The sequence below is a fragment of the Cytobacillus depressus genome (genome assembly GCF_008923245.1).
Classification (GTDB): Bacteria; Bacillota; Bacilli; order Bacillales; family Cytobacillaceae; genus Cytobacillus; species Cytobacillus depressus.
In genome coordinates this window covers 60,651-80,981 of record NZ_WBOS01000009.1, presented here as the reverse complement: position 1 = coordinate 80,981, position 20,331 = coordinate 60,651, and the positions used below count along the sequence as shown (strand labels likewise).

Sequence of the window (20,331 nt, the reverse complement as noted above, 5' to 3'; positions counted from 1 at the left end):
GTAAATGTCTAGTTCATTGAACTTACTTTTTCTTTTGCTAGTGTAAAAACATTGTTAATAATTCTTTGTTGTTCTTTCTTATGAACAACCGGATCTCCTTCAGAAGGACTCGCCATTTCCGGGCGGCCGTTATAGGAAACTTGTATATCATTTGGTAACAATTGTTGTAAGCGTGTAGCAATATATGTCCATGCGCCCATATTTTTAGGTTCTTCTTGAGTCCAGATAATTTCTTTAAGATTTTTATATTTTTTTAATAGATTCTTAATTTCCTGTTCTGGGAAAGGATATATTTCTTCGATTCGAATGATATCTAACCATTTGAATTGTTCAACATCTGTTAAATGATCAGATAGCTCAACTGCTAAGCGGCCACTAGTAAATACAATTCTCTCCACTTGTTCAGGTTCTTTACCTAAACCTGGTTGCTCAATAATCGGCTGGAATTCTCCATTCGTGAATTCTTCCAGATAAGATGCGGCTGAAGCATGGCGTAATAAGCTTTTCGGTGCCATTAATACAAGCGGTTTTACTTCATCTGAAAGAAGCATAGCAGCCTGCCTTCTTAAAATATGAAAATATTGAGCAGAAGAAGAAAGATTCGCTACAGACCAATTATTCTCAGCAGCAAGCTGGAGAAAACGTTCTAATCTTGCACTTGAATGTTCAGGGCCTTGACCCTCATAGCCATGCGGTAATAACATCACAACCCCTGATGTTTGTCCCCATTTCGCTTTCCCCGGCGAAATAAACTGGTCTAAAATAATTTGTGCTCCGTTTGCAAAATCTCCAAATTGCGCTTCCCATAATACGAGTGTCTCAGGTGAAATCACATTATAGCCATATTCAAAGCCTAAAATGGCTGCTTCAGATAAAACGCTATTATGGATAGCAAAGGATGCATTTGAAGTGCTAAGTGTATGCATTGGGCAATATTTCTCCCCCGTTTTTTCATCTGACAGTACTAGATTCCGATGGGAGAAAGTTCCACGCTCAGAATCTTGGCCCGTCAACCGAATCGGAGAGCCATCCTGCAAAATAGTTGCGAAAGCTAATGCTTCTGCATGTGCCCAATCAACTTTCCCTTTGTTCTTAAAAACATCAAGCCTGCGTTCTAAAATTCTTTTCAGTTTTCCAAACACATTGAAGTTTTCCGGCCACTCTAAAATCTCCTGATTGATTTTCGTTAAGGACGCCTTATCAACAGTCGTATCAACTTTGGCAACATCTTTATTTGCAAATGCTAACATATCTTCAAGACTCTTAATTTCTTCTTGGTTTTTATCGATATTTTCATAGGCTTTTGCAAATTTTCCGAATGTATTCGTTTCAATGGCAGCTATTTGTTCTTCTGTTAAGGACTTTTCATTTAATAGCTGTTGCTTATAAATTCCTGTAATTGTCGGATGTTTACGGACGATTTGGTAAGTAACTGGATTCGTAGCCATTGGTTCATCCATTTCGTTATGGCCAAGTCTTCTGTAACCAATTAAATCGATTAATATATCTTTGTTAAAAGTTTGGCGATACTCAAAAGCCAAGCGAATGAGGGAAAGAGTCGCCTCAGGAGCATCCGCATTTACATGGAAAATCGGAATATGAAATCCTTTCGCCATATCACTTGAATATCTAGTAGACCTGGAATCTTCACTTTCCGTAGTGAAACCAATTCTATTGTTCGCAATAATATGAATAGTTCCCCCGGTTTGATAAGCAGCTGTACTTGAATAGTTAAGCGTTTCAGCTACTACTCCTTGTCCTGGAAAAGCCGCATCTCCATGCACTAAAACAGCTAACGCTTTTGTTACATCCTGTTTTGGATATCCTTTTTCAGAGCGATCCTCCTGAGCAGCTCTTGTATAGCCTTCTACTACTGTTCCCGCAACCTCTAAATGACTTGGGTTATACGCTAATGTTACTTTAATGTCTTTATCATTGATTCGTCTTTTCTTTACATCACCAGCATGATACTTTACATCACCAGTTGTACTTAATGTTCGATTTCGATCGAATTCATTTGGCTCCCATTTCGAATGCTGGAATTGTGAAAAAATCGCTTCATATGGTTTTTCTAACACATGGGCAAGCACATTTAGCCGCCCTCTATGAGCCATAGAAATCATCACGTCTTGCATGCCATCCTCTGCACCTAAAGCTACGATTTCATTAATAGCAGGAACTAATGTTTCCAATCCTTCAACGGAAAAACGCTTTTGTCCTACATATGTTTTTTGTAGAAATTGCTCAAAGCCCTCTGCTTCATACAAATTTGTTAATAGAGCTGTTTTTTGTGCTTCCACTAATTCTTTATTAAGAAACCCAGTTTCAATTTTGCTTTGCAGCCATTTTCTTTCTTCTGGATCAATATGCTGAATTTCTACCCCAACAAAGCCTGTGTATACTTGTTTTAAATATTGAATGGCTTCTAAACCATCAGATAATTTGCCGCTCATTTCCGGACAAATCATTTCTACTGGGATTTCTCTTACATCATTTTCTGTTAGCCCATAGGTAGACAAAGAAAACATGTCAGTCGCTTCTTGCTTCTCTAATGGATAAATATCTGCTTTTAAATGACCCATTGCACGGATGTTTTCAGCCAACTTTAATACATTAACGAGCGCTTTCATTTTATTTAAAATATATGAAGGCGATACATTTTGCTGAGACTGCTCGGTATAGTTACCATCTTGCAGTTCAGGGGCTCCCCATTTGGCAAACATCGCTCTTAAGCTCTCATCTACTAATGACATATCTTCTAAATACAAATCATACTGTTCTAATAAATATCCAAGATTTGGGCCATGGAAGTCACTCCATGGATTTCCTTTATATGTTTCTTGCATCTATTTTCCCTCCTAAAATTGTAGGCAAATAGTTTTACAATTTATATAACTTATATGGCAATTCCAGTCTTCTTTTTATAGTAATCCAACCCATTTCCAATAAGTTAAGCTGAAAATGATAATTAAGATATAGCCAATGATTGTAATTGGAAGACCAGATTTTAATAGATCTTTCGATGTAAATGTGCCCGTACCATATGCAAGCATATTTTGAGGTGCACTTACCGGTAATAAGAAACCAAAGCTAATCACGAATTGCTGAATTAATACAAGCCCCGGACCATTAAAGGATGTAGGCCCCATTGCGGTAACAAGGGCAATAACAATCGGGATAAAAGCCGATGACAAGCTTGTTGCACTTGCAAAACCTAAATGAATTAAGATGTTAAATAAAGAAAGAATCATAATAACGTAAACAAGCGGCATACTTGTTAAGCCTAAAGCTTCTAATGTAACCGATGATAGCCACTGTGCACCTTGTGTATCTAATAATACTGTTCCTAATGAAATTCCGATTGCGAAAACGACTAAAGTGCCCCATGGAATTTTACTTTCGACTTCTTTCCATGTATAAATTCCTATTCCAGGTAAAAGCATGATCGCTACAGCAATAAGTGTAACGGTCGTCGAATCGAATGGATGAAGAATTCCCTCGGTTGACCAGAAGAACAGTAATAGCACTGAAATAATAATTAGTTTTAATTCCTTAGATGTCAGCTTTCCTAATTCGGCCAGCTTACTGACAATTACTTCTTTTCCACCTGGTAATTCTGATACTTCAGGCTTGATGAGTCTAATCATGACAAAGAAAAGAACGATTGACATTAGCAAGGACCATGGTGCAGCATAAATGAACCAATTACCCCAAGTTATATTTGAACCAAATGCTTTTTCCATAAATCCTAAGGCGACCATATTTTGTGCCGCACTTGTTTTGATCCCTATATTCCAAATAGAGATGGCTTGAACAGCCGTAATCATCAATAAAGCCGCGAATCTACTATTTTTTTGTAATCCGAATGCAGCAATCATCCCCATTAGGATTGGAACGGTTGTACCAGCCCGTGCAGTTGCACTAGGTACGAATAAGGCAAGAACGATACTTACAAGTATAGTTCCAATGATAAGGCTATTCGTTTTCGTCCCAACCTTAGACATAATGAAGAGCGCTACACGCTTATGCAAGCCTGTTATCTCCATTGCTGCAGCGATAAATAATGCTCCTCCGACAAGCCCAACTGCTGATGAGCTAAATCCGCCTAAGGCCAATTTTAATGCTCCTTGACTCGTATATAGTGTTGAAGGATTATCGATTGTCGGAGCCAAGCCAATAGAAATGGTAATGAGACCGACAATAATGGCGGCGCTTACAGGAAACGACACAGCCTCTGTCACCCAAAGAATGACTGCCAAAGCCAAAATAGCTAAAGCCCTTTGACCAGCGATTGGCAGACTATCAGGATTTGGAAGCAAAATAATGATGAGAAAAGCAACAAATGCTAGAAGAATAGATATAACTCTTTTTTTCTCCAATAGAAGTCCCCTCCCCTTTCTCTCTACATCATTATTGTAATATACAAACCTAGTATGAAATCGATTTATAAAGTTTCGAAACGCTTACATTAATTACATAAGTCGATAACATGAACAGCCAAATAGAAAAAGCTGTCATTTGACAGCTTTTATTATTTAACAATATGGATAGGATTTCCCAATGCCAACTCCGCCGTTTCCATAACAATTTCTCCTAGCGTAGGATGAGCATGAATGGTTAAAGCAAGATCTTCAGCCGTTAAACCAGTTTCAATAGCGAGAGTTATTTCAGCAATCATATCCGAAGCATTCGGACCGATAATTTGTCCGCCAATAACCATGTCATTATCTGCTCTTGTAACAAGCTGGACAAAACCTTCTATCTGATTAAGAGCGATGGCTCTACCGTTAGCAGCGAATGGAAATTTGGAAACTTTCGTATCAATTCCGGCCTTTTTTGCACTTTCTTCGGAATGACCAACAACAGCAATTTCTGGTTCTGAGAATACGACAGCAGGTATACATGTATAATCTACAATTGCTTTTTCTCCCGCAATCGCTTCAGCAGCTACTTTTCCTTCATATGAAGCTTTATGAGCAAGCTGCGGTCCTGAAATTATGTCCCCTATCGCATAAATATGAGGGATGGAAGTTCGGCATTGGTTATCAGTTTTTATCAAACCCTTTTCATCTATTTCTACACCGGCCTCTGTTAAACCGATCTTGTCTGTATTAGGTTTTCTACCAACACTTACAAGCAAATAGTCCGCTTCAAATATTCTTTTTTCTCCATTAATTTCACAAGTAACCTCGACACCATTGTCAGTTTCCTTCGCACCTTCTACGAACGCCTTTGTATAGATGTCAACCCCTTTTTTCTTAAGATTCCGTTTGACTATAGAGGTTGCTTTATTATCGATGCCAATTAGAATATCACTTTGTCCTTCTAATATTGTTACATTCACGCCAAAATTAGCGTAAGCTCCAACAAGTTCTACACCAATCACACCGCCACCAACAACGAGTAAACTTTTAGGAATCCCCTTTAAGTTTAGTGCCCCTGTAGAGTCGATAATTCTATTGGAAAATTTCATTGTCGGAAGTTCAAACGGACGCGATCCTGTTGCAATAATCGCATGTTTAAAGTGGATGTTTTTTTCTCCTTCTACACTATTAATCTTTACAGTATTAGCATCCACAAATGTAGCTGTTCCCTTTACAATTTCGACTTTATTCCCTTTTAAGAGCATGCCAACTCCAGCTGTTAGCTTATTGACAACGCTTTCTTTGAAAGCTTGAACTTTTGAAAAATCGACTTCAACCTTAGGTACAGAAAGACCGAACACATCTAAATTTTGTGCTTGATGATAATGATGGCCAGCTGTTATCAATGCTTTAGAAGGAATACAGCCGACATTTAAACAAACACCGCCTAAGTTTTCTTTTTCTACAATCGTCACTTTTTGTCCGAGCTGTGCAGCCCGAATCGCTGCTACATATCCCCCGGGTCCTGCTCCAATTACTATTGTGTCTGTCGAATGAAGATTATCTCCCATTTCTTTTCCCCCTCCAAAATGTCCAAATTGTCATATGAATCATACCCCCTCAATGTAAACAATAAATACTTACATTTCTATATTAAGAAAGTAAAGAAAGGTTTTTGTAATTATTGAAAGTGATACGCATTAACCTATTTTTTAAAAAACTTTATACAGTTCTAATAGATTCACAATCAGTAAATATTTTTTCAAAATTGTAAATCTATCATCTACATAAATACAGTTCAAAAGCATTATTCTGCTCTGCCATTTTACGGAAAATAAAAAATATATTTAAATTTCCACTTTTTAACTATGCAATTGTATATGTAAAAATAGGAATAATTTATTATTTATGGAATTCACATACTGATTTTTACCTATTTATTCACATTTACACATTATTAGCCTTTTATTAAAACTGATTTAACACTCAAGATCTATGCTAGGTTTGTACAATACTTTAGGAGGGAATTTGAATGAATAAGAAATCTATTAAAAAGAAACTGATCCCGTTTGCTGTAGTATCGTCAATCGCAATTGGAAGTCTTGTTGGAAGCTTTTCGGCTTCAGCAGCAGATTCAAAGTCTAATAATGGTCAAAATAATGGAAAAGCCCAAAATGTTATTTTTATGGTTCCAGATGGATATTCTGCTTCATATGCAACTAACTACCGTTTGTATAAAGGTGAAGAATCTATATTAGATTCCATGCTGGTTGGGATGCATCGTACATATTCCGCAAATTCAGAAATAACGGACTCTGCAGCAGCTGGTACAGCAATGGCAACAGGAGTCAAAACAAATAATGGCATGATCAGCACAACTCCAGACGGCAAAGAGTTAAAAACTATTCTTGAAGCGGCTGAAGAAACTGGTAAATCATCAGGTTTAGTAGCTACATCAACAATCACTCATGCAACTCCTGCTGTATTTGCTTCCCACGTTGCTTCACGTGCAAATGAAGCTGATATCGCACCTCAATTCCTTGAAAATGGGGTTGATGTCATTCTTGGGGGCGGAAAAAAGTATTTCCCTGAGTCCTTATTAAATGAGGCAAAAGTACAGGGCTATCAATTTGTCTCTAATAAAGAAGAACTTACTAATGTGAAAAAATCAGACAAGCTAATCGGGCTATTCGCTGAAGATGGCATGGCACCAGAGCTTGATCGTGATGAGACCAATCAACCAAGCCTTGCAGACATGACAGAATCAGCATTAGATGTACTTAAGAAAGATAAGGACGGTTTCTTCTTAATGGTTGAAGGCAGCCAAATTGATTGGGCAGGTCATGCTAATGATGCTGCTTGGGCAATGAAGGATAGTGAAGCGTTTGAAGAGGCTGTTACAAAAGCCGTTGAATTTGCGAAAAAGGATGGTAACACATTAGTAGTCGTTGCTGGCGATCATGATACTGGCGGCATGTCAGTCGGCGGATATGGCAAGGGGGATGCAAAACTAGAGGTATTGCGTCAAGTTACAGCAACTGGCGATTTTATGGAAAGCAAACTAAATGCTGACCGCAGTAATGTTAAAGACATCATTAAACAATATACAAACCTTGACTTAAGTGATGCTGAAGCAGAAAGAATTAAGACAGCAAAAAGTCCATCTATGACTATAAATCAGATCGTTTCTGAGCGTGCAATCGTAGGGTGGTCTAGCACTGGACATACAGGTACAGATGTTCCGTTATATGCATTCGGACCAGGCTCTGATTTATTTAGAGGGTTGCATGAAAATACTGATCTTCCTGTCTTAATGGCAGAAGCTATGAAGATTAAGTTTTCTCCTGAAAAGTAATATAATTAATTATTTTTTCACCTAAAATACAAAAGGAGCTGTGGAAAAAACAGCTCCTTTCATTTACTTTTAAGATGAATAATCACAAAACAATAAAAATCCCAGTCTATTTAATGTGAAATGTTTGACCCTGTTTATAAAAATGGCGTAATTAAATGCTCTTTCTCACGGTCAGTATAAAATACAGTAATCGGTCTCCCGACTGCCAAATACTTTAATTCTTCCCGTAAATAGCCAATCTCATTTAAAAAATTTAAATATTTCTTAGTTGAGATTCGTGATAAATCAACTTCTTTTGCAATATCCTCTGTCGAAAAATCTCCCTTTTGATCACTTACAATTAGAAGAATTCTTTTTAATGTTATTTTTGATAACCCCTTTGGTACTATTGCAACAAATTTCTTATTATCAGGAATGAAAGGTGACGGACCTCTTTCATTTATTAAAATTTGATCTAGCATATCCTGATCTGCTTTTTCTAGCTCTGTCGTTAATGAATGATATTGAAGAAACTTCTCTATAGCCATTTTAAATCTTTCATATGAAAAGGGTTTAATTAAGAAATCAATCACACCATATTCTAACGATTTCTTAATTGTAGGTATATCATGAGCAGCTGTAATCATAATAATTGGTACTGAAAGCTGTTTTTGACGCACCTCTTGTAGAAAATCAATTCCAGTTTCTCCAGGTAAGTAAACATCAAGTAAAATTAAATCTGGTATATCCTTATTAAGTACATTCCATAATTCATCAATTCTACCGACAGTTGCAATAATTTGAAAACCGCCGAAACGCTCAAGATATTGTTGATTGATCATGGCAACCATTGGGTCATCTTCAACGATGATGACTTTAATCATTTAAGCTCCTCCATTTATATGGCACTTCAATTCGAAAATTACTTCCGTTCCCTACTTCTGATTGTACATCAACAATCCCTTGATATTGTTTGACAATGGATTGAACGGCATCCAACCCATACCCTCGCGTTCCGCCCTTTGTCGAAAATCCTCTTTCAAATATCTTTTCAATTAGCCCCTCATCTATACCGGCGCCTGAATCTTGTACTTCAAACAAGATCACTTCCTCTTCTTCATCATAATGCAGAAAAAGCGACACTTGTTTTTCCTTTGAATTTGCTACAGCATCTTTCGCATTATCTAGTAAGACTCCCATCGATAATAGCAAATCATGAAGCATCTCACCCATTTTCATATTCGGAAAATGAGAATCTGAATCAATCGTTAACTTTACACCTTGCTCCTTTAATTCACTCGTTTTTCCTAGTAAGAAACCTGCAACTGCCGGGCTTTTTATTTTATCAGTTACAAATCCAACTTCTCGGTGATAATCAGCATTTAAAACGCGAATAAAGTGAGCAACATCATCAAATTTCTTCAATTCAATTAATCCTAGAATGGTATGTAATTGATTCATAAATTTATGGTTTTGCGCACGCAAGGAATCAATAAATTGTTCTGTTCCACTTAGTTGACGAATAAGCTGCTGCATTTCAGATTGATCACGTAAAGTGGCAACCGCTCCATATATCTCATCATTTATATAAATGACCTTAATATTGACGATTAGCTCAGATTGATTAACGACTACTACTTGATTGGAAATTGATTTGCCTGTCGTGAATACTTCATTAAAAAACAAAGAAAAAATGTCCTTATCGAGGTACGCATCTTTCTTGTAATCACCAGTAAACTTCGCCTTTTCCATAAGTTTAGTAAAATTCAAATTATGTAAAAGGATTCTTTGATCTGGGGTTACAGCAATAATCCCCTCACTTACTGAATCGATAATGATATCACGTTCTTGTATATTTGCTACGATCTGCTGCGGTTCAAGCCCTAATAATAATTTTTTTAATTGATGTGCTAAATATATGGCTCCGATTATCCCCACTAAAAGACCAAATCCTAAACCAAAATAGAGAGTTCTCTGAGCATCCCAAAGGGCTTGATTAACGGTTTCCTGTACAATACCGACACAAACAATGCCAACTTGCTGCCCATCTTCATTCCAAATCGGTGTAAAAAAACGTGTCCCTTCTCCCAGAATGCCTTGTTGCTTTGAAAAATGCTCGGTCCCATTCAATGATTGTTTGGCATCTTCAATATTTGAAAAAGGTTGTCCTATGACATTAACATGTGGATGTGATTTGCGAATAAGCTCATTATTTAGAACAACTACAAAGCTAACCCCCGTCGATTCAACTACTTCAGTTGCATATTGCTGTATAACCGAATTAAGTAAATCATTATCAACCTCATTTATTACACGGGGATCTTTTGCAACCATTCTAGCAACATCTTTTAATTTTTCTTTGACAACATCATGTTCGCGTTTCACTAGATTATGATGTAAAAGTGAGGCCGATGCGATCAATGTGACTATAACTGACATTAAAACCAATAATACCGTCATTTTTCTTAAAGTTAAATTAAATATCCATTTATTCCAAATAATCATCAAAACCTTTATCATTATTTTCTTACCTATTTTAGCATTTATAATAGGCTATTAGGAAACTTCCTGAAAACGAATTATAGGACTATGGATTTGCTACCTCGATTTTTTTAAAATTTTGTGATTATGTAAATACTGCTGATCTTTTCAAATCAAGCTAAGTTTGCTATTTTTATAAGCAATCATCACACGGTTGAAAAAGATTGATAGCTTTGAATCGTTTCGTAATTTAATTTTTCCATTTGCTTAACTTTTCGATTGTGCACAAAATTATAAAAAAAAGCACTCGTTGCGATATCGCATCGAATGCTTCGGATCAGTTTTTTATAGGGTATAAGCTGGAATCATCCATGGGAATACATAAGCCTGCAACATGACTAAAATACCCATCAAAGCGGCTAATGCTATACTGTGGAAGATAACTGCTCGGAATATTGGCCCTACAGCATTAGCCCCTTCTACACGATTTTCATAACATGCAGCAGTCGCTACGACAATGCTTTGGGCATCAATCATTTTACCCATGACTCCCCCAGTTGAGTTCGCTGCAGAAATAAGGACCGGATCCAAGCCCAACTGCTGTGCAGTAATTTTCTGCATGCTTCCGAAAAGGGCGTTTGATGAAGTATCACTACCTGTTAAAAAGACCCCTAGCCAGCCGAGCATTGCTGCAAAGAATGGATAGAATACACCGGTTTTTGTAAAAGCAAGACCAAGGATGGCATCCATTCCTGAATAACGCGTGGTAAATCCTAAACCAAGCACTAAAGCAATCGTAATTAAAGGCGTTTTCATCCTTTGAGCGGTTCGCACGATAGAAAGTTTCCATTGTTCTTTGCTTAATTTGAGGAACAAGCCGCTAAGCACAGCCGCGAAAAACACTCCTGTCCCTGCTGCTGATAGCCAATTAAAGGAATAAACAGCTGCTTCTGGCACTAACTCCTTTGCAAGCGGTGGACTGCGGAAAACTAACTGGTCTAAAAAGGGTACTGGGATCGCATACAATGATTTAATGCCAAAAATATTTAGTGAGTTCAAAATGCTTTTCCATTGAGGCAGCCCCCACATGAAAACAAATAGAGTTAAGAAGACCCATGGTGTCCAAGCTCGAGCAACTTGACCTGTTGTATAATTTGATTTCTGCTGCTCCAGGGCCTTTATTGTTTCTTCTTCACCTGGCAGATAAAATTTATTCTTAGGTTGCCATACTTTAAGAAGTAAAATTAATGCAATAATCGAAATGATACCTGCCAAAATATCAACTAGCATCGGACCAATATAATTGGAAACCCAAAATTGGGCTAGTGCGAATGAGACACCAGTAACCAATATGGCTGGCCAGATTTCCATGACCTGTTTCCATTTTCCTTTATGCATGAACACCATCGTTGCGATAAGCCAAAAAGGTACAAGAACAGAGAAAAACGGAAGTTGACGTCCTGCCATAGCTGACAATGCATCCTCTGGAAGTCCTGTGACAGTAGCTAATGTAATGATTGGCGTCCCTACAGCCCCAAAGGCAACTGGTGCTGTATTAGCAATCAAACAGAGAACAGCTGCCGCCATTGGTCGAAATCCAAGCCCGACCATGAGTGCACCCGCGATCGCAACTGGAGTACCAAAGCCTGCTGCACCTTCGATAAAAGCTCCGAACGAAAAAGCAATAAGAAGTGTTTGAATACGTCTGTCAGAAGATAATGAAACAACGGATGTCTTCACAATTTCAAATTGACCAGTAACCAACGTAATCGTATACAAAAACATCGCCGCAACAATAATCCAGCCGATCGGCATCATGCCGAAGAAAGAACCATAACCAAAAGCAGCTAAAGTACTAGAAACAGGCATTCCTACTAACCAGATGGCCATTAAAACAGTGACTAGCCCAGCAATAAGCGCAGCCTTTGGCGCTGCAATTCCATAATGAGTTTTACCTAGCTTATCCTTATGAGGATGAAAAGCGAGTAAATACAGCAAGGTCAATATTGGAATTGCTGCCAACAACGTAGAAAAAAAAGCATTCCCCATAGGGTCATACACTTGATGGAACTCCATTATAATCCCTCCTTAACTTGTTCTATTCAAAGCTTATGAGAGAAATAAAAAGTTAGTATAAATATTCCTAATATTATGAAAATAATTATGCGAAAAATAGGTTCATTCACCTATATCTGTCCATAGAAAAAAACTTTACGATATACTAAAGTCCGTACCGAGTTGTAAAATCCATTCTAAAAAGCCCCGGTCCGCTTATTTCGGATCGGGGTTCAGTTCATTTCCGGGAAGCTTATTTTTCAACGCGACCAAATTCTTCATTTACATTCTGCAGTTTATTACAATGTAAATTCCTGATCAGCTGCTTGGATTGCTCTCTGTTTCTTTGATTTTCTATAATAAAGCAACTCATAAATACATGGAATGACAATTAGGGTCAAGAGTGTTGCCATTGCTAGTCCTCCGATGACTACAATGGCTAGGCTTTGTGAGACTAGGCTTCCGGTTTCAGCTTCTTTCAATAATAGCGGAAGCATCGCACAGATCGTGGCGACGGCAGTCATGAAAATTGGCCTCATTCTAGTTGCTGTGGCTTCTACAAGCGCCTCTCGAATAGTCATTTTCTGTTCGTTTTGTCTAACACGATCTAAAAGAACGATGGCATTTGTCACGACAATTCCTATGAGCATTAACGCCCCTAGAAGCGCGGTTATATCCACAGATATTCCGCTTATGACAATCCCTAAAATAGCGCCGATTGCTGCGAGTGGTAAAGAGCAAAGGATGGCAATAGGAGCTTTAATCGACTTAAAGGTGATGACCATGATTAAAAATACGATTCCAATGGAAATAAGCATAACGAGAAATAAATCAGTAAAGTCATCTGCCTGCTGGGCACTTGCTCCTCCAACCAATACGTCTATACCTTCTGGTAAGTCCATTCCTTTATGATCCTTTTTATCTCCGAATATCTCCAGATTCACCTTGTTTGATATTTCGGATAGTTTAGCAGGATCGACTGAAGCTGTTACGCGAAGGTACGTATCTCCGTCTTTATGAAACTGGTTTGTTGAACGCTCCTCACTTTGTAATGTAGCAATAGACGATACGGTTACAAGACCGGCATCTGTCAAAACGGGAATATTCTTTAAATCTTCTGGAGTTTTTGTATCTAGAATGGGTTCTAGAACGACTAGTGTTTGTTTATCATTCAAGTTGATTGTTCCAATTGGTGTTTGATTTAACATGACACCTAGTTGATGGGCTACTTGTTCTGTATTTCCTTTCTTTGAGTCTACTGTTAAGGAATAAACGCGTTTCTTTTCATCTTGATTAGTTGTCGCTTCTTCAACGCCATCAATTTTTTCCACTTTTTCTTTAATCTCGTTTGCTGTTTTTTCAAGATCGGATAAATTTCCCCCAATCACATCTATGGTTATATTGGTACTAGCTCCACCCATCATGAACGATGCAGCGGATACTTCTAATTGTCCCTCTGGAAATTGATTTTTTTTATTTTCTACTTCTTCTATTATTTTTTCTGTGTCTTTTTTATCATTCAACAATATACTAAAGCTCGCTTTTGTTGGAGACTCAACATGACCAAATCGTGCTGCCTCAGGTGGAGATCCAACCTGTGTGAATAAGAATTGAACTTCATCCATTTCACGAATCGATGATTCCAGTTCGATCGCCTTTTCCTTCACCTCTTCTATTGCCGTATCATTTGGGAAACTTAGTGTGGCAACGACATAATCAGCTGAAGAGTTGTCAACCGCACCCTTAGGAATGACAAAGTATGTCCCGATAGAACCAACAAACAGCAGGAATGCAATTGTGAAAACAATCCATTTATGATTTAACGACCAAGTGACCATTTTCGGAAAACGTACAGAAGGTTTATGTTCAGGAAGCTTTGTATTCTTCAGTAAACCCGTACTCATTAACGGGACAACAGTCAATGCGACAATTAAGGAAGCAAGTAACGAATAAGTGACTGTTAAGGCGAATGGTAAAAGAAATTCTTGAAGTCCCCCGTTCAACAAACTCATCGGTAAGAAAACGGCAACGGTCGTTAATGTAGAAGAAGTGATGGCAACTCCTACTTGTTTCGTTGCATCAATAACCAATTGAACTGAGAATTTATCTGTTTGCATCTTCCGAAAAACATTTTCGATCACAACAATACTGTCATCAACTAGACGACCAACAGCAACAGCCACTCCGCCTAGTGTTAAAATATTCAATGTAATTCCGGACCATGAAAGCAAGAAGAGTGTAAAACAAAGTGATAACGGAATCGAAACGATTGTAATAAAGGTGGACCGGATATTTCGCAAAAATACCATTATGACAACCGTCGCAAATAGCGCACCGAGCAGGACTTCTTTTATCATTGTTATTACCGAAGTCTGCACCAAATCAGCGGATGAAATGTAAACAACTGATTCCTGCTGGTCATACATTTCATTTATTTTCTTTGCTACTTTTTTTACTTCTTTGCTTATTGTCACTGCATTTGATTGACTGTCTTTCGTGATACTTAAATTTAAACTATCTTTCCCATTAAATCGGCTAATGAAATTCGCATTTTTTGTTTCATCAATGGTCGATATATCTCCAAGAGTAACATTTGGACCTACTTTTAATTCTTTTAGCTTTTCTAAACTATTTACGTCACCAATCACCTTAATATTGCTCGTTTTTCCATTAATAATTTTTTCCCCAACGGCAAAGGCTGTGTTTTGTCCTTGAAGAACGCTCATAACAGCATGGATGGTAACTTGCTTTTCGGCTAATTTTTCATTATTTATTTTTACAGAAATGACGGAATCTGTAATCCCATACACATCGGCACTAGATACCCCTTTGATATCTTGATATAATGGCTGGAGTTTTTCCCGGACTAATGCCATATTTTCTGCCGTCATGCCATCTTTGAATGTTACGGCTATATCCACAATGGGAATCATAGATGTATTAAGCTGTGAAACAGTGGGTTTTGATATATTTGGTGGCATTGCTATGCTGTTTAAAGCATCTTGAACCTCTTGTTTAGCTTGCTTCATATCAGATCCCGGTTCAAAGAATAAGTCGATTTTTGAAAATCCGTCTCCTGTTGTGGAATAGATGGATTTTTTCCCCTTCACACCAGTAACGGCTCTTTCTACTGGAATGGTTACCTCTGTTTCCATTGTTTTCGAATCTGTCCCTTGACCCATTGCAATTATAGTTACTTGCGGATTATCAGCAGAAGGTAAAAATTCCATTGGCAATCTAAAGTAACTAACAACACCAATAATTAAAATTAATATGGTCATTAATGCAACAGCTGCCTTATTACCAAATGCCCACTTCGTTATAAATGACAAAGAGTATTCTCCTCTCAAAATAGAAATATGAAACCGAAAAAATAATACCATAAATATCCTGAAATAATCTGCACACCGATTAATACTTTTCAAAAAATTAACATTTTTACATCCAGTTCATAATTCCTCCTTTCTTCCAATTGAATTTCATCTTTATTTTAGAAAACCAGGACTTTAAAAGCATTGAGCCTCAGGATTAAATTTATCTAAGACCTAAGTCGTATTCCGATTTTTCTGTAAATATTTTTTTAAAAAAATAAGGCGAACAGTGACTGTCACTGTTCGCTAAGTGTCGGTTATGGCCGTATTAGGGGTTTTTCTGCTTGAAATGTCCGTTATCACCGTTATAAAGGACACTCCTTTCTGTTCGGGAGTGCGCCGACTACCATTGAAGAACCTATTCTATTGCTACTTTCGGTTCGAGTAAACAGAATGTATTTCTTTATACATTTATAAGTACCATCGGAAGTCTTTAATTATTTAATCCCCGTGTAAGGGTTAAAGTATTTATTTTGGAGAAAATAAAGATCATAATACTCAGATATAGTATCAAGTAGGAGATTGATACAACGAGGCCGAGATTTTATACATATTACGGAGGAAATAGATGAATTTCATTAGAAAATATATTTTCAAATTTGACTTGGATCCTTCGGTAGCTGAATATCTTTCTATTTTTATTAATATCCTTTTTATAGCAATTATCTGTATTGTCGCGAACTTTATCACCAAAAAGGTCGTCATCAGAATCATCACTCATATTGTAACGAATAACAAAGTCCAGTGGGATGATATGCTTTTGGAACGGAAGGTGTTTCATGAGTTATCTCAAATTGTACCTGCGATTATTATTTTTTACTTTTCATCCAACTTTCCGTCTTATCAGCATTTGATTCAAAAAAGTGCGATTGCCTATTTAATTATTGTGGGGCTATGGGTCCTTAATAGTTTATTAAATGCAATCAACGATATTTATCAAACCCATGAAATATCAAAGGTGAAGCCGATTAAAGGGTATATTCAGGTCTCAAAAATCATTGTCATCGTCGTTGGCATTATCATAGTAATTGCGAACCTGATTGGTGAAAGTCCGTTTGTGCTTCTAAGCGGAATTGGAGCCCTATCAGCTGTATTTCTGCTGGTTTTTAAAGATACCTTATTAGGGCTTGTTGCTGGGATACAGCTAACAGCTCATAATATGGTTCGAGTCGGTGACTGGATTGAAATGCCAAAATATGGAGCCGACGGAAATATCATTGAAATCTCTTTAAATACAGTTAAGATCCAAAATTTTGATAATACGATTACGACTTTTCCTACCTACGCCTTGATTTCCGATTCTTTCAAGAACTGGACGGCCATGCAAGCCTCCGGAGGGCGACGGATTAAGCGGGCTTTACTTATTGATACGAATAGAATTTCGATTTGTACAGAGGAGATGATTGATCGATATAAAACGATCCACTATCTTTCCGATTATATTATTAACCGGGAGCGTGAAATTACAGAGTTCAATTCCTTAAACGAGTTAAATCGGAGCAATCCGGTGAATGGAAAATCACTTACAAATATCGGAGTCTTTAGGGCGTATATCAGCAATTACCTCAAAAATCACCCAGGCATAAATCAGGAGATGTCATTAATGGTAAGACCGTTGGCACCTACTGAAAATGGGTTGCCGCTAGAAATATATGCATTTACAAATGATGTAAGATGGGCCGTATACGAAGCGATTCAAGCTGAAATCTTTGACCACCTTTTTGCCGTAGTGAAGGAGTTTGATCTTCGACTATTCCAAAATCCTTCCGGGCATGATTTTAAAGCGGTTGTCGATTTATCTAAAAGGAAAGTATTAATTGAAGAAATAGATCAATAACTTCATTTTTCTGTCCCCGTTTCTTTAAATTATAAATCTTTTACCGAATGCGGGGACAGCTCCATATTAGTAAAAATGAAAATGATATTATACCGATAAACTCTGATTCAGCCACAACATAAAATTTTGTTTCTTTTTTGTTGCCTTTAAATTGATTGTTCAACTTATATTTCTTCATAAAAAATAACCTCTGATTTCAAGTCAAGTTTCCTTTTTGATTCTTTATTTACTTTCTTATAAAAATTGCCAATATCCCCTTTTGAGTTAATAATATACATTCCAACAAAGGAGAGTCTTACTTTTCTAATGTCTAGAAGAGAGATAGACGGAACTCTTTTTGAATAGATTGTAAGAATGTTCCGACTATTATATAATAATGTAGATACATCTAAGTTAACATATTATATTTCTATCAAAAATGATGTCTATTCATTCTTTACAAGAAATTTAATGAATTGAGAGGTAATATTAGTGGAGAAATACAAAAATTGTCAAAGTTGCAGTATGCCATTAGCCAAAGACGAAATAGGTGGTGGTACGGAAAGAGATGGCACAAAAAGTGTGATGTTTTGTAGCCACTGCTATATCGATGGAGAATTCACTCTGCCAAATATAACGGTAGATGAAATGAAGGAGATCGTTAAAGGAAAGATTGTTGAGTTCGGTATGCCTAAATTTATAGCTGGATTATTCACACGAAATATTCCTAAACTTAAAAGATGGAAAAACTAAAGTGAATTGTCCGTCAATGGTATTTTACTACCCAAGAAACTGCCTGTTCCATAGTAATTTAAAGTAAAAATGCCACCTTGTAAAAGTACAAGGTGGTCCATCCTTGGAAGCTTTATTGCCCGCTTCTAAAGTCTCTTTCAGTTTTCTGTACCATTAGGATTTTTTCATCAATCCCCAGTAGCTTGACTACTCGGTTTCCAAAAGGACATCAGCGTCGTTCACAAATTCCCCTTCTTGGGCATATACCTTTGTCACGACACCATCTACCTCAGCCGCAATAGGTATTTCCATTTTCATCGATTCAAGGATAACCACGTCCTGGCCCGCCTTAATCTCGTCGCCTTCTTTCACCAATACCTTCCAAACACTTCCTGCCATGCTTGCTTCAATTTTCGCCATCTTTTTTTCTCCTCACCTAGTTGATGTTAATTCCCTCGATTTTATTGTTATTGTCTCGGCGGCCACATTTTCGTTCAATTTTCACCTTCCCGCCCCCCGAACTAGGTCAAATCGTTAACAGATTAATAGACTGTTCGCGGAGCTTGAACTTTTGGATCTTTCCAGAAGCGGTCATTGGATATGCATCCGTGAAATTGATATATTTTGGAATCTTGTGGCGGGACACTTTATTTTTAAAATAATCCTTGATTTCATCGGCTGTGGCAGTTTCGCCATCCTTTAAAATAATCCAGGCCATCACTTCCTCACCGAATTTATCATCAGGTACCCCGATCACCTGAGCATCAAGTACCTTCGGATGGGTATAAAGGAATTCTTCAATTTCACGCGGATAAATGTTTTCTCCCCCGCGGATTATCATATCCTTCAGGCGGCCGGTAACTCGGCAATAGCCATTTTCATCCATAACAGCTAAATCGCCAGTATGGAGCCAGCCATCTTCATCAATGGTCTCCCTCGTTGCCTCATCATTCCGGTAATAGCCCTTCATCACATGATAACCCCTCGTACAAAGCTCACCTTGATGATTGGCTGGCAGTTCGCGGTTCGTGCCAGGTTCTACAATCTTTACTTCCACATTCGGAAGAGCCCTGCCAATCGTTTCTACCCTCAGCTCAATCGGATCATCTGTTCGAGTCTGAGTAATGACTGGGGATGCTTCAGTCTGGCCGTAGCAAATCGTTATTTCGGTCATATTCATTTTATTAATGACGGCTTTCATCACTTCGACCGGGCAGTTGGAACCAGCCATCACGCCAGTGCGAAGCGTGGAAAGGTCATATTTTGCAAAATTAGGATGGTTAAGCTCAGCAATAAACATCGTCGGCACGCCGTGTAGCGCTGTGCACTTTTCTTGTTCAACTGTAAGCAGCACCGCTTCAGGGTCGAATTCCTGAACTGGGATCATCGTAGCCCCGACACTAACACATGCTAACGTGCCAATCACGCACCCAAAACAATGGAAAAATGGAACAGGAATACATAACCGGTCTTGCTCTGTGAGCTCCATACATTTTGCAATATTATAAGCATTATTCGTCAAGTTGCTATGTGTCAGCATGACCCCCTTTGGAAAACCAGTCGTGCCAGATGTATATTGCATATTGATGACATCATCTGGATCCAAGGAAGCCATTCTTGCCTTTAATTCTTCATCAGTAATATGCCCTGCCAATTCAATCAGATCGGACCAGTTGTAGGCACCTTCGTACTTCTTTTCGCCTATGATAATTACGTTTTTTAGTAATGGCAGCCTTTTGGATTCAAGCTTGCCTGGTTCAGCTGTTTTTAGTTCGGGACACAGATCATAAATTGTGTCGATATAGGAGTTTCCCCTGTAACCTTCAATTAAAAAAAGTGTGGTGCTTTCTGATTGTTTTAAAAGGTATTCAAGTTCTGACGAGCGATAGTTCGTGTTGACCGTCACTAAAACAGCTCCCATTTTTCCTGTGCCAAATTGCAGGCTTACCCACTCTGGGACATTTGTCGCCCAAACAGCTACATTTTCTCCTTTTTGAACACCAAGAGCGATTAACCCCTTTGCCACCTGCTCACATACATCATTGAATTCACTGTATGAGTAGCGAAGGCCGCGGTCGGGATACACAAGGGCATCACGGTTTGGCATTTCCTTTGCTCTATCGGCTAATAGCTCTCCTACACTTTTTCGGATCAATTCGGCCATTTTTTTTCCTCCTG

Annotated in this window: 12 protein-coding genes; 3 read left to right on the top strand and 9 right to left on the bottom strand. The window is 37.9% G+C overall.

Translation table 11 applies throughout. From position 1 onward, the window contains the following. Positions 1-8 precede the first annotated feature (8 nt). From F7731_RS17030 to lpdA, 3 genes are all read right to left on the bottom strand, one after another. Positions 9-2,846: a 2-oxoglutarate dehydrogenase E1 component gene (locus F7731_RS17030; protein ID WP_151536009.1), complete on the bottom strand. Its 2,838-nt coding sequence runs from the start codon at positions 2,844-2,846 to the stop codon at positions 9-11. Between the two features lie 75 nt (positions 2,847-2,921). Then, positions 2,922-4,379 (bottom strand): DASS family sodium-coupled anion symporter, encoded by a 1,458-nt coding sequence (locus tag F7731_RS17025; protein WP_151536008.1) that lies wholly within the window; start codon positions 4,377-4,379, stop codon positions 2,922-2,924. 152 nt (positions 4,380-4,531) lie between these two features. Then, positions 4,532-5,935, bottom strand: coding sequence for a dihydrolipoyl dehydrogenase (gene lpdA, locus F7731_RS17020; RefSeq protein ID WP_151536007.1), 1,404 nt, complete (start codon positions 5,933-5,935; stop codon positions 4,532-4,534). 461 nt (positions 5,936-6,396) lie between these two features. Between lpdA and F7731_RS17015 the strand changes: the two genes are divergently transcribed. Further along, a complete protein-coding gene (locus F7731_RS17015) occupies positions 6,397-7,719 on the top strand; it encodes an alkaline phosphatase (RefSeq protein ID WP_151536006.1) in 1,323 nt (440 codons plus the stop codon). Positions 7,720-7,853: 134 nt separating this feature from the next. Here F7731_RS17015 and F7731_RS17010 read toward each other — a convergent pair whose 3' ends face one another. The 4 genes from F7731_RS17010 to F7731_RS16995 form a co-directional block, all read right to left on the bottom strand. Then, positions 7,854-8,582 (bottom strand): response regulator, encoded by a 729-nt coding sequence (locus tag F7731_RS17010; protein ID WP_151536005.1) that lies wholly within the window; start codon positions 8,580-8,582, stop codon positions 7,854-7,856. Further along, positions 8,575-10,218, bottom strand: a complete 1,644-nt coding sequence (locus F7731_RS17005) for an ATP-binding protein (protein ID WP_246197257.1) — start codon at positions 10,216-10,218, stop codon at positions 8,575-8,577. The genes F7731_RS17010 and F7731_RS17005 overlap by 8 nt, the downstream gene beginning before the upstream one ends. Positions 10,219-10,524: 306 nt before the next feature. Next, entirely contained in the window at positions 10,525-12,255 is a 1,731-nt protein-coding gene (locus F7731_RS17000; protein WP_212031208.1) for an L-lactate permease, read from the bottom strand. Between the two features lie 278 nt (positions 12,256-12,533). Continuing rightward, positions 12,534-15,566 (bottom strand): efflux RND transporter permease subunit, encoded by a 3,033-nt coding sequence (locus F7731_RS16995; protein ID WP_151536003.1) that lies wholly within the window; start codon positions 15,564-15,566, stop codon positions 12,534-12,536. Between the two features lie 607 nt (positions 15,567-16,173). On the opposite strand from F7731_RS16995, the gene F7731_RS16990 reads away from it, so the two are divergent. Both F7731_RS16990 and F7731_RS16985 read left to right on the top strand, forming a co-directional pair. Continuing rightward, positions 16,174-17,442 (top strand): mechanosensitive ion channel family protein, encoded by a 1,269-nt coding sequence (locus tag F7731_RS16990; RefSeq protein ID WP_151536002.1) that lies wholly within the window; start codon positions 16,174-16,176, stop codon positions 17,440-17,442. A 471-nt stretch (positions 17,443-17,913) separates the two neighbouring features. Next, positions 17,914-18,174 (top strand): zinc ribbon domain-containing protein, encoded by a 261-nt coding sequence (locus F7731_RS16985; protein ID WP_151536001.1) that lies wholly within the window; start codon positions 17,914-17,916, stop codon positions 18,172-18,174. Positions 18,175-18,360: 186 nt separating this feature from the next. Here F7731_RS16985 and F7731_RS16980 read toward each other — a convergent pair whose 3' ends face one another. Both F7731_RS16980 and F7731_RS16975 read right to left on the bottom strand, forming a co-directional pair. Beyond that, positions 18,361-18,573, bottom strand: coding sequence for an acetyl-CoA carboxylase biotin carboxyl carrier protein subunit (locus tag F7731_RS16980; protein WP_151536000.1), 213 nt, complete (start codon positions 18,571-18,573; stop codon positions 18,361-18,363). A gap of 106 nt (positions 18,574-18,679) precedes the next feature. Then, positions 18,680-20,317, bottom strand: a complete 1,638-nt coding sequence (locus F7731_RS16975) for an AMP-binding protein (RefSeq protein ID WP_343032867.1) — start codon at positions 20,315-20,317, stop codon at positions 18,680-18,682. Positions 20,318-20,331 lie beyond the last annotated feature (14 nt).